This is a genomic window from Janthinobacterium sp. Mn2066, from assembly GCF_049319705.1.
Lineage (GTDB): Bacteria > Pseudomonadota > Gammaproteobacteria > Burkholderiales > Burkholderiaceae_D > Janthinobacterium.
In genome coordinates this window covers 36,783-49,495 of the sequence record NZ_JBMOUF010000002.1, presented here as the reverse complement: position 1 = coordinate 49,495, position 12,713 = coordinate 36,783, and the positions used below count along the sequence as shown (strand labels likewise).

At 55.9% G+C, this 12,713-nt stretch carries 8 protein-coding genes; 6 read left to right on the top strand and 2 right to left on the bottom strand.

Annotated elements, in window-relative coordinates; all coding sequences use genetic code 11:
* Positions 1-24 precede the first annotated feature (24 nt).
* A complete protein-coding gene (locus tag ACL9RI_RS03515) occupies positions 25-2,250 on the bottom strand; it encodes an ATP-binding protein (protein ID WP_422725206.1) in 2,226 nt (741 codons plus the stop codon).
* Between the two features lie 141 nt (positions 2,251-2,391).
* Positions 2,392-3,834 (bottom strand): type VI secretion system baseplate subunit TssK, encoded by a 1,443-nt coding sequence (gene tssK, locus ACL9RI_RS03510; protein ID WP_422725205.1) that lies wholly within the window; start codon positions 3,832-3,834, stop codon positions 2,392-2,394.
* Between the two features lie 141 nt (positions 3,835-3,975).
* Here tssK and tssF point away from each other — a divergent pair, with 141 nt between their 5' ends.
* Genes tssF through ACL9RI_RS03480 form a run of 6 tightly spaced genes read left to right on the top strand, consistent with a single transcriptional unit; the run spans position 3,976 to position 12,705 of the window.
* Positions 3,976-5,775 (top strand): type VI secretion system baseplate subunit TssF, encoded by a 1,800-nt coding sequence (tssF, locus tag ACL9RI_RS03505; RefSeq protein ID WP_422725204.1) that lies wholly within the window; start codon positions 3,976-3,978, stop codon positions 5,773-5,775.
* A complete protein-coding gene (gene tssG / locus ACL9RI_RS03500; protein WP_422725203.1) occupies positions 5,772-6,779 on the top strand; it encodes a type VI secretion system baseplate subunit TssG in 1,008 nt (335 codons plus the stop codon). Before tssF ends, tssG begins: the two co-directional genes overlap by 4 nt.
* 13 nt (positions 6,780-6,792) lie before the next feature.
* A complete protein-coding gene (locus ACL9RI_RS03495; RefSeq protein WP_300758730.1) occupies positions 6,793-7,047 on the top strand; it encodes a PAAR domain-containing protein in 255 nt (84 codons plus the stop codon).
* Positions 7,048-7,059: 12 nt separating this feature from the next.
* Positions 7,060-9,651: a type VI secretion system Vgr family protein gene (locus ACL9RI_RS03490; protein WP_422725202.1), complete on the top strand. Its 2,592-nt coding sequence runs from the start codon at positions 7,060-7,062 to the stop codon at positions 9,649-9,651.
* The gene (locus ACL9RI_RS03485) at positions 9,648-11,582 is read left to right on the top strand and encodes an esterase/lipase family protein (RefSeq protein WP_422725201.1); all 1,935 of its coding nucleotides are present in this window, start codon (positions 9,648-9,650) and stop codon (positions 11,580-11,582) included. The genes ACL9RI_RS03490 and ACL9RI_RS03485 overlap by 4 nt, the downstream gene beginning before the upstream one ends.
* Complete coding sequence (locus ACL9RI_RS03480; RefSeq protein ID WP_422725200.1) at positions 11,491-12,705, top strand: T6SS immunity protein Tli4 family protein; 1,215 nt, start codon at positions 11,491-11,493, stop codon at positions 12,703-12,705. The genes ACL9RI_RS03485 and ACL9RI_RS03480 overlap by 92 nt, the downstream gene beginning before the upstream one ends.
* The last annotated feature ends 8 nt before the right edge of the window (positions 12,706-12,713 follow it).

The following is a 12,713-nucleotide window of genomic DNA, read 5'->3' as shown; positions in this document are numbered from 1 at the left end:
AACTACATACCATCATCATAATCTTTATTGCAATAAAGCACCATCCATCCCTTGCATTTCAGGCAGCCTTTCCATCAATCCGATGTTGGCAGCCCACACTCCCGGCGTCTCGAGCAGGGTGCACAACTGGCGGTACTGATGCTGTTCCAGCATCGCCTGCAGCGGCGCCACCAGTGGCTGCGCCGGCGGCGGCAGGATTTCCAGCAAATGCGCCAGCTTGTCCAGGTTCAGTTCGCGCAAGGCCATCAGCAGCGCGCTGCGCTCGTCCGGCGTCAGCACGGCCAGCTCGTGCGCCTGCAGCGGCTGGCGGCTTTCCGCTGCCGTGGCAGGCGGCGTGGCGGCGGGCGCAGATGCAGAAGCCTCGGCCGCCTGCACGGGGATGCTGAAGCGGAAGGTGGCGCCCTGCCCCGGCGTCGATTCCAGGGTCAGCTCGCCTTTCATCAATTGCACGAATTCGCGCGAAATGGCCAGGCCCAGTCCCGTGCCGTCTTGCGGCCCGGCGCTGTCGGCTTGCACGAAGGGTTCGAAGATGCGTTGCTGGTCTTGCATGGCGATGCCGATGCCCGTGTCGGCGACGGCAAAGTGCAAGCGCCATGCGTCGCCATGCAGATGCTCCAGTTGCTCACCGCGCACGCGCAGGGTAACGGTGCCGCTGCCGGCGAACTTGACGGCGTTCGACATCAGGTTCAGCAGCACCTGGCGCAAGCGGGTGGCGTCCAGCCACGCGGCCGGCGGCACGCCAGCGCAATCGAGGCGCAAGGCCAGGCCCTGCTGCTCGGCGCGCATGCCCAGCATGTCCATCACTTCCTGCAGCAGCGGCGCCAGCGCGGCCACCTCGGCTTGCGTCGACAGCCGCCCTGCCTCGGCCTTCGACAGATCGAGTATCTGGTTAATCAAGGTCAGCAAATGATTGCCCGAACGGTGGATGATCTCGAGCTTGCGTTTTTCATCGGCCTGCATGTGGGGCGAGGCCGCCAGCAGGCCTGAAAAGCCGATCACGGAATTCAAGGGCGTGCGCAATTCATGGCTCATATTGGCCAGGAAGGTGCTCTTCGCGCGGTTCGCCGCCTGCGCCTGGCTGACAGCCACCGACAGCGCGCTGGTGCGCTCGGCCACCAGCTCCTCCAGGTGGTGGCGATGGCGCAGCAATTCCAGTTCCGCCTCGCGATGCGCCGTGATGTCGTAATTCGAGCCCACCAGGCGCATCGCCTGGCCCGCGCCGTCGCGGAAGATGACGGCGTCGATCCTGATGTAGCGGATGCTGGCGTCGGGCCACACGATGCGGTATTCATGCGCGAATACCTGGCCGGAGAGCAGCGCCGCAGCGATGGCTTTTTCCGTCGCCAGCACGTCTTCGGGCACCATGGTGGCGCGCCAGATCGCCGATGGCCGCATGCCGCTGGCCGGGTCAGCCTTGAACTGCGCATACATCTGCTCGTCCCATTGCAGCTCGTCGGCCGTCACATTCCAGTCCCAGATACCGATGCTGGCCGCGCCGGTCGCCATCTGCACCCGCTCTTCGCTGCGCTGCAAGGCCCGGTAGCGGCTGTCGAGCAGGGACACCATGTCGCGGATGGAGCGGTACAGGGCGCGCAGCTCGCCCAGGAACCAGGCCTTGGGCGGCGTGTCGGCCGCCTCGCCCTGCCCTGCCTTGACGCCGGCCGCGTACTGGCCGATGGCCTTCAAGGGCTTGAGCAGCAGCCGCCACATCAGCAGCCAGATGCTGGCCACCAGGATCACGTCCAGCGCCACGATCATGGCGCCGATGGCCAGCGCGCGCTGGCGCAGCTGTGCGTGCAGCAGGGCCGGCGACGCATACACGGCCACGCCGCCAATCACCTGCCCGCCCAACGTCACCATGCGCCGTTCGACCAGCAAACCGGGACCGTCGGGCGGCGCAGCCACGCTGTCAAAACCGCCATTGGGATTGCGGCGCAAGACCAGGGCTTCCTTGCCAAGCGCCGGCGTCAGCGCGCTGGCCACCAGTTCGCGGTTGCCCAGGGTGCTGCGCATGATCGCCAGCATCTGCCTGTCGTCCAGGTTCCACAGCGGCAGTTCCACGGCCACGGCCAGCTGGTCGGCGCTCACCGACAGGCTTTGGTACAACTGCTGCCAGCGCTGTTCGCGTTCGGACTGGTAAAACAGCACGGCAAACACCAGCAACAGCAGCGTGACGACAAACGTCAGCGCCACGCTGACAGCCAGCACGATGGATACACCACCGTAGCGCCCCTCTTTTTCCGCTGCCATGCCCATGCTGTCCTTTGCCTGTTGCCGCGCCTGTTATCCGTTCCACCGGCATGCAGCATGCACGGCACTGATAATTATCAACATAATAATGTCAATTCGATAGGCAAGTCCATGACTTCGGCATTTTCCCAGGTCAGATCTTCACTGATCAGCAGTCGCACTGATGCCAAACAATTCCAGCCTCAGGCCGTGGATGCCGGACGGCACATAGATTGCAATTGCCTGGGCCTTGATCATGGCATCGTAAATGCTGCCCTTGTTTTCAATCGAAAAATAATAGGTATTGGGCCGAACAGGCACTTCGGCCGGGACTTGTGCCATATGCCGCAGCTCGACACCGGGCAGCGCTCGCGCCAGTAGCAGCTCGATATTGTCTGGCGATGAAATCTTGAATTGCAGCGGTACCGTGGCGACCAGTTCCAGTGCCGGCATATCGGCGTTGACAGCAAGGCAAAGCTCGGTCTGCCGATCGATACGGCTAGCCTCGAGAAAACCATGATAGTGAGTGCTTTTCTGCGTATCGTTAGTCAGGGCGATCGGGAAATAGCGCGACAGCAGTACAGTATCGATCAAGTCCCGGATGATGGCGTCGAGTTTGCCAAAAGCTGGCGCCACATCTTCATGGCGATAGACAGGCAAGTCGCTCAAGCTGTATTTTTTCGAAAAGGTCATCAGGCCGCCAGCCAGTGTCATCAGTTGTTCAAACAAATGTAGAGGGTGATGGCGCCGATAAGCAGCGCAATGGCTCAGTATGGCGCTGGCGCTACTCAATGTGTTCAGCATCCAGAACGAGGAAATGTCGCCGCTATGGAATTCAACCGTGTTTTTACCGGGCTGCCGATGGCGGCTGTACAGCGCTTCTATTTTTGCGCCCATGCGCTCAAGCAAGGAATCGAGCATGGTCTGCAACGCCGGCTCCGCGCTGATGCTCAAACCAGGCGCAATGAAGGAAGTATCAATGTCGAAACTGCCGTTGCCGGCGCGACGCAAGCGTACCAAGGGAATCGCAAGATAATCCTGCAACGGGTCCAGTTGCGACAACAGGCGCACGCGTTTCTTCAGGTAGGCCACCTCGATGCTGACCGCTTCGCTATACAGATCAGGTGTCTCGATATCAGCCTGAACATAGCGCGCGCCAGAAGCGGACACGTTTCCGCCATGCGCCCGCATGGCGGGCAAGGCCGCATAAAAGGTAAAACCATGTTCGCTTGACGGCAAGGCGGACAGGTCGACTGCGCCGGGCAACACATCGCCGAGCGGCGCCTCGTACATCTCGCCATCCTGGAATACCAGTGACATCGTATCGGCACGCAAACTATTGTTGGCCAGGGCATCCATATTCCAGTTGATCGTTTGCACGCCCCACAGATGGGGATTAATCAGGGAGGCCAGGCGTTGCAACCGCGCTTCATGATAGCGATCCAGTTGCTGGAATTGCTGGGGGCCGATGGCCAGCCCTTCCGACCATAATAGTTTTGATGGCAAACTCATTGCACTCTCCGTTGTGGGCTGGGGTTTCGCTGCCTTGCCAGTCTGAAGTTGCCAGTTTAGAAGTCTTTGATATTGCGCAGCATCCCTATGCAATTATTTGCGCAACCGCAATTTACCGTGGCGCAGACGCTCCGATACTGGCCTCTTCGCAGCTTTACCCGCCAGGAGTAGACCATGACCCATTATTGCGCGCCAGAAACACGTGATGCCACGCAGCGTGGTAGCAAGCACTAAATGGACGACTTGCTGCCGTATTTCGAGCGGGAACTGGTCATGCTGCGGCGACACTGCCGGGAATTCGCCGACCGCTATCCCAGGATTGCAGGCAAACTGCAAATGTCCGGAGAGGCCTGCGAAGATCCGCATGTGGAGCACCTGATCGAATCAGTGGCCATGCTGGCGGCACGTATCTCGAAACGGCTGGACGACGATTACCCGCAATTTACCGAAGCCTTGTTCGAAGCCTTATTTCCGCATTATCTGCGGCCATTTCCCTCCTGCGCCATCGTGCACCAGGATATGCCAGCGCCTGGTGCGGGCGCACTCCACCTTCCGGCCAGTAGCGAACTGGACTCGGCTCCGGTGCACGGCGTACGCTGCCGCTTCAAGACGGTCTACGACATTGCAACAGGAACATCCATCCTCGAGCATGCGGGTTTCAACGCCATGCTCAAGGCGCCTGCTGGCGTGCGCCTGCCAACGGCGGTCAGTTCTTCGCTCAGCATTGTCATCCGGCATCTTGATGCGCCACCGGCATGCCTGCGCGTTTTCATCAATGGCGAACCATCATTTGCCGCCGCCCTGCGCGACGCCTTGTTCATGCGCACCACCTGCGCCTTCATGGAAGCTGAAGCAGGAGCGTGGATTGCCCTGCCGTCCGTACCGTTACAACCCGTCGGTTTTGCCGAGACAGAAGCCTTGCTACCATTTGGCGCGCGTTCGCAGCCCGCCTATCGCGTCCTCGGCGAATACTTTGCCTACCCGGAAAAATTCAATTTTTTTGATATCGATATCGCTGCGCTCAGCGCTTTCCTGCCTGCTGGCTGCCGGAGTTTCACATTGCATCTGGGCATGGCGGGCTTGCGCCCTGATTCCGATATTGCGCGCATGCTATCGAGTATTTCCAACGCGAATCTGCTACTCGGCTGCAGCCCGGTGGTGAACCTCTTCCGCCAGAGTAGCGTACCGATTGCCGTCACGCGTCAAAAGACCGACTACGCCGTGCTGGCCCATGCCACCCACGCACATGGCTACGAAGTTTTTGGCATCGATACCGTCCATCTGCTGCGCCAACGCGGAGGCGATAGCACGCTGACCGAATTTCGTCCGCTGTATAGCTTGCGCCATGGCGAAGGGACGGCACACCACTACTGGATATTACGCCACGACGGACATCTTGCCGAAAAAAGCCCTGGCCACGAGAAAAAGATCACGCTGGTCGATCGCGACTTCAATCCCCTCATACACGAAAAGGCCAGCCTGTCGCTTGAACTGACATGCAGCAACCGGGATTTACCGCTGGCACTCAAATATGGCCAGCCACAAGGAGATCTGCAACCCTGCAACGGCGGCACCGCATTGCGCCTGTTGCGCCGCCCCAGCCCACCGCGCCGTTTCGCACAAGGTTTTGGGCTGCACTGGCGCCTGATTTCCCATTTGACACTCAACCACCATGCGCTGACACAAGAAGGATTGCCTGCATTGCGCGAAATGCTGACGCTGTATGACCTGGCCCAGTCGGCTACATCACAAAGGCTGATCAACGGTATCGCCGCGCTGACACATGTGCCGACCACGACCTGGCTACGCCACCGGCGCGGCACCTCGCTGGTGCACGGCGTCGAATTGCGCATGACGCTGGACGAGGAAGCCTTTGTCGGCAGCAGCATGCATTTGTTTGTCCAGGTGATCGATCACTTTCTTGGACTGTATGTCCAAATCAACAGTTTTATCGAGTTAATCGTGCTGTCACTGCAAAGCGGAGAGGAATTGATCCGATGCAAGCCAAGAAGCGGACTGCAGAATCTGGTGTGATCCAGCACCTGCTCGCCGAACCATACCGCTATCAGTTTGTACAGGCGGTGCGTATTGTGCTGCGCTGGCTACGCCAGCATGATGTGGCCGCTGAACAAGCTTTTAGCCAGGTACTGCGTTTTGAAAACAGCTTGTCGCTGAGTTTCCCGGCCAGTGAAATCGCAGGCCTTTCCTATGCGGAAAATGGGCAGATCACCGTGACGCCAGCGTTCATCGGGCTTCTGGGCGTCAGCGGCAGCTTGCCCCTGCACCATTCAGAACGCATTGCAGCCTATCGGTATGTCACAAAAGATGATGGCGTATCGGCTTTCCTCGGTATCTTTTCGCACCGCATGGTAGTGCTGTTCTGCCAGGCCTGGGGCAAATACCGCCTGGAAGAGGCGCTCGACACCCAGGCCAGGGATGATCAGTTGCCATTGCTGATGGCGCTGGCCGGTGTCCAACGCCATGCCCTGCCAGTGACCAGCGAAGATGGCGCCGTAAGCCGGGACGTGGCGGCCTGGTATGCAGGACTGCTGCGCAGCCGCCCCGTCTCCGCGCAGGCAGTGGCGCGCGTGCTGGCCGAATACTGCGGGGTAGCAGTTGAACTGGAACAATTTGTTGGCGGCTGGGACACTCTGCCAGCAAACCGGCGCAGCCTGCTGGGCAGCAAAAATTTTACCCTGGCGCGCGGCGCCACCCTGGGCGTGCGGCTGTGGCGCCATGACATGCGGGTACGGCTCAACATCGGCCCCTTAAGCCCGGCCGAGTTGCAACGCTTCCTGCCGCGCGGCGCTGGCGCCATAGCACTGGCAAGAATGCTGGCCCTGTTTGGCCTGCCTGATTTGCAATATGAAGTGCGGCTGGCATTGCATGCCCCCTGCATCACCGCCATGGTCTTGCATCCCCGCCCGTCAGAACGCTATCGGCTGGGATGGACTACTTTCTTGCCGGACGCGCAAGGCCAGGTACGCAATGCCTGCGTGCGCTATCTGCTGCAGCACACTTGCACATCACCTAGCTGAAAACGAGGAAACCATGAAACATCAGGGACGCGGCGTGATCCGGCTCGGCGACCAGACCGATCACGGCGGTAAAGTCACCAGCGCATCGTCTGGCACGACCGTGATGGGGCTGACGGCGGCACTGTCAGATGACATGACCTTTTGCCCCAAGTGCAAAGGCAGTTTTGCCATCAAGCCTGACGGCGCCGGCGCAAAACATATGGGCAAGCCATACGCCTACGATGGCGACGCCACCGCTTGCGGCGCGCATCTGAAAACATCGCTGTAAGGGAGGCTGGCAATGACTGTCACCACGCCCGAAGCGCTATCCGTACTCAATTTCGCTACACAAGAGCAGCGTTTGCTGCGGCTGGACTTTCCGCGCGATGACGGCCCCGACGGCGCCATCCTGCTGGTCAATTCACTCACGGCCAGGGAAGACGTGTCGCGCGATTTCCGCTTCGAAGCCGAACTGCTGTCCGACAATGCGCATATCGCACTCAAGGCCATGATGGGACGCATGGTCACCATTTCCCTGGTGCGCGACGATGGAACGCTGCGCTACTTTAACGGTTATGTGGGCGAATTCAGCCTGCTGCGCGCCGACGGAGGTTTTGCCTGGTACCGCATGGTGCTGCAACCCTGGCTCGCCTTTGCCAGGCTACGCCAGGACAATGTTTCGTTCCATGGCCAAAGCGTGATGCAACTGACCGAAACGACTTTTGGCCACTATGAACAGCGCGACTGGAAAACCGCCATCTATGACGATGACCCGCAACTCACCTGCGCCAACCAGCACAACGAAACCGACTACAACCATCTGCACCGGCGCTGGGAGGCGCTGGGCCTGTATTACTGGTACGAACACCGTGCTGATGGGCATACCCTTTGGCTGGCAGACAACAGCACCCTGGCAGACGTGATCGAGACAGCGTCAGGCGACGGCGCCATCCACTTTCACTCCGAATCGGGTTCCATGGAAGACGATGGACTGAAACAATGGCAAGCCGTGCGGCGGCTGGGGTCCGGGCAGTTGACACTGGCCAGTTTCGACTACAAGAATCCGCAGCCACGCCTTGCCACCGGCCATAGCCTGAACCGCCAGGGCGACGTGTTTGGCCACGAATGGTATGAAAACACGGGCGCCTACGGTTATGCCAACCTGGATGAGGGCGAATCGCTGGCGCAGCGCCGCATGGAAGAAAGCGACCACCTGCGCCAGTACTTCGGGGCGGAAGGAAATCACCGCAGTATCCAGGCCGGACGCTGCTTCCGGCTCGACGGGCACTTCAGCGCCGAGGAAAAACGCTATCAAGCGGGACAGGAACGCCCGGAAAATATTGCCGAACGCGAGTATCTGATAGTGTCCGTCGAGCATATCGCCAGCAACAATTATCAGGCTGACCACAAAGCGGCATCGCATTACGCCAACACCTTGTGCTGCGTACGCAAGGATATACGCTGGCGCCCAGGCCGCCATTACAACAGTGCGCCGTGCATCGTCGCTGGCGTACAGACGGCGCTGGTAGTCGGGCCCGCTGGCGAGGAAATCCACACTGACGCACTGGGACGTATCCGGCTGCAATTTCACTGGGACCGGCTTGGTGAATTCGACGAGCGCAGCTCACCGTGGATACGGGTCATGATGCCGATGGCCGGCCCGCAAATGGGCCATGTCGCCCTGCCCCGCGTCGGCCAGGAAGTGGTCGTGCAATTCCAGGACGGCAATATCGATCACCCCATCGTGATCGGCGTGGTCTATAACAGCCGCAATATGCCGCCATGGCAATTGCCGCAGCAGCGCGCCCTGTCCGGCGTGCGCAGCCGCGAACTCGGCGCCCGCAGCGCCAATCACCTGGTACTCGACGATACCCGGGCGTCCATCCAGGCTCAGCTGCGCAGCGAGCACCAGGATAGCCGTCTCTCATTGGGCAACATCACGCGCATCGACGACAACGCCGGCCGCAAGGAGGCGCGTGGTGTCGGTTTTGAATTGGCCAGCAATGCCTGGGGTGCGCTGCGCGCCGCCAAAGGCATGCTGATCACGACGGAAACACAGGCCGACACCATCAAACAGTTGGCGGAAACCCTGGCGCGGCTGGCGCAGGCGCGCCAGTTACAAGAAGGGCTGGCCGCCATGGCCGTGAGCGCGGGCGCCCAGGACAGCGCCGAACAACAAGGCAGCGTCGCTGAAGCGATCAAGCATCAGAACGCCGCCATCAAAGGCAGCGGCAAGGAGTTTCCGGAATTGTCGGAGCCGCACCTGGTGCTGGCCAGCCCGGCCGGGATCGAACTGAGCACGGCGCAATCGGTGCACCTGGCCGCCAGCGAACATATAGCGCTCAGCAGCGGCAAGAGCATCTCGCTTGCCAGCGGCGACAGCGTCTTTGCCAGCATTGCCAAGACCTTCAGCCTGTTCGTGCACAAGGCTGGCATGAAACTGATCGCCGCCAGCGGCAAAGTCAGTATCGAAGCACACAGCGACGAGGTGGAAGTCATTGCCAAAAAAGTCTTATCACTCATCAGTGAAGCGGACTGGGTCAATATCAAAGGCAAGAAAGGCGTACGCCTGCACGGCGCCAGCCACATGCTGGAAATCAGCGACAAAGTGCAATTCTTCACCTCATCGCCCGTGCTCTTCAACGGCAACCTGGAAACCCTGGCGCCGAAAAGCGTGTCGCAGGAATTCAATGAACGGCCGCATAGCAGTTTTGACCAAGCCGTTCGCCTGCTACAAGTAGACGGCACTCCTGCAGCGGATATTGCTTTTGAACTGATACGTGAGGATGGCAACACGATCAGCGAAAAAAGTACGACTGCCGGTCTGACACCGATACAAAAAGGTGACGGAATGGACAGCTACACGATTCGTTATAAAGGAGAGTTGCCATGAAAGATGACGATAAAGACTTGAATGAGCACGACAACCATGAAGGGGAATTCCGGCAAACTGTTGGGGGCTGGGCCGAATATACCGTCAATTTAACGGAAATCTCCGATACGGCCCGACACGACGTCACCATTCCACCAGGAAAATTAATTCCGATCATCTTCCTACCGGGCGTGATGGGTAGCAATTTGCGCATGAGCAAGATAAGTCAAGATGAATTAAAAAGGCCAGATAACAGATCATGGAGACCTGACGATATGGTCGACAAATCCGGGAAGTTCAATGTCGCGACAGGAAATGGCTTAGGTGGCTGGTTTAGCAACGCCTCACCAAAAGAGCGTCAATTAATATTTAATCCAAATGAAACAGAAGTTGAATACTATCAATATACGAGCAACAATAATAAATTTTTCCCTGATGGTGATGTCAGCAAATATTCAAATACGCGACATGACAATATTCCCCATAATTTTCCAGGAGTGGAACCGCTAATATGTATTAGCAAAAAGAAAAATGCAATCGTTGATGCAAAAAAAAGACCCAACTCGACAGAACGGTTTGTTCCTCCAGAAATCCGTGAAACACCGGCGCATATTGCTCGATGGCGTGGGTGGAGTGAAGTTTTATTCGCGGGAGCATATGGAGATATGCTCATAAAAACAGAGTTCTTCATGAATAACATAGTAAAAAAAGGAAAAGTTCTTCCCCACTGGACATATGATAAATCTGACGATGATTATTACAGAAATTCATACAATGAACAGCCTTACCCCGATGTCGCCAGGCTAATCATTAAGAATCCTAAAGATTTTGGTGCCTCGTCAGGAGAGCCAATAAATGATGATGAAATGAAAAAAATTTCCCGGTGCTGGTATCCGGTTCACGCAATGGGCTACAACTTCGTACAGAGCAATGCCGTTTCAGCAAAAATCATCGCGGAACGCATACGCGGACTAGTAAAAGGATATCAAAAGTGTGGATTCAAATGTGATGAGGTGATTATCGTCACGCACAGCATGGGAGGACTTGTCGCTCGCGCACTTATCCATCCTGACTATGGAAATATGTTGAACGACAAAGACGTAAAAATATTGGGCATCTACCACAACGTCATGCCAACCATCGGCGCCGCCAGTGCCTATAAACGTATGCGTTTCGGTTTTCAAGAAAAAAGCGGCCCCATAAACACGCTGGCTGCAGAAGTGCTTGGCATTGATGGTAAACATGCCACCGCGATTCTGGCCAATGCTCCCGCCCCGCTGGAGATGATGCCGGGGGTGGCATATGGACAAGAATGGTTGAAGGTTGTCGATGCAAAGGATCAAGTACTGTGGAGTTGGCCACGCGGTAAAGAAACAGCACTGGACAGTATCTATTTACAACCAGCCCATGCCTGGTGGCGTTTGATTAACCCGGAATGGGTGAATCCGGGAAACGTATCAAATGAAAAAGGGGGAGGTTTGGAAAATGTAAAAATAAGACTAAAAGATTCTACCATTTTTCTTCAATCAATAGAAAAAACTTTTCACCCAAACACATACGCAAGTTATTGTGGTTCAAAAGAACATCTTAGCTATGGTGAAATTATATTTAAAGTCACTGAAGGTCTTTTCAGTACTTTCTACAATTCATTAAAAAAAACAGATATACCCTCACCGGAAAAATGGAAATTACTTAGTGATGACGCCAAAGGAATTATTTCAGTTCAGGCCGGAACAAAGATATTGAAATTAAAACTACAAGCTGCCAGTGCTCCTGGGGACGAAACCGTTCCTTCAACTCGTTCTGCTCAGCATATTATTGGGAAACTTTTTTTTCATGGTGATAAAAAAGGAAGCGGATATGAACATCAAAATAGTTACGCCGATCCGAAAGTTCTATCATCAATGCTATATTCGATTGTGCAAATTGCAAAAACAGCAAAATGGATATAGAAAAATAAAACCATATAAATCAATATTTCACATTTTAATATTTATTATTTCTACAATCGCATTGCAATCATGCAATAAACATTACGAGTATACGGAGAATGCCGTGCCAAAACCAGTAAAAATGAGTAAAAAACTGGAAATTTTATTTTCAAAAACGAAATTATTATGCTTTGGCCGTTACTCCTTAAATGTACCAGAAGAAACCCAATTAATTATTGGGAGCTCCACAATTGATACCATAAAAGGCAACAATGAAACAATAAAAAAACAAATTCAAAGAGATATTGAAAAAATAAAATTTGAAAATAATACTGCTGACATAGTATACAATGAAAAAGGGCCGGTTGAAAATAGCTGGCAATTTAGATATTACAGCAGTGAATCTGCCAAGGAATATAAGCTTCTCATCTTCCGAACTTTTATCAACAAGGGAGATTTTATATTTATAGTAGGTGATGCCCTTCGCGATGGAGAGAACGAGGCCATGACTGCCGCCAGACAGCTCTTTATAGCCAACAATCTCCGCTTGCGCGACCCGCAAGAGGTTCCCATCGAGCCAGGTTTATGCTTCGAACATGGCTTCATGAAAGAAAACTTATACCGCGATCAGGAAATAGACAACGCAGGTCTTTATTTGCCCAGCATGCCCGACGTGACTTTTTCCATCAGTTCAAACAAAGATGCCTATGGCGATTATCCACCGGCCCAGTTTGAGACAGAAATGCGCGAAGAGTTATCTTTGCTCAAGCGCATACAGGGTGCAAAAGACATACAAGGCAGCAGCTATCCCAAACGCACCCTGCTGCGCGAAGGCAAGCGCGATGTGCAGCATTGGCATGGCGAAGAATCGCTGATACGCCGCACCGACGGCGTGCATGATTTTGAGTGGGTACTGGTGGGCACGCCACGCGATATCGCCAATCCCTCCGCTTTGGAAGTCAAGATGTACACCAAGGTTGAACACAATACAGTCGGCGCCGCCCAGGCTGCATCGCTCAGCGATGACGAGGCGGTAGCCTTGTGGGACAAGCTGCTATCCGGCCTGAAATTCCGCGTCAAGGTGCCGGGCGCGCCACCGGGTTCCTACTACATCGATCCGGACAAGCCAGCACCGGCCCTGTAAAAGCGTTT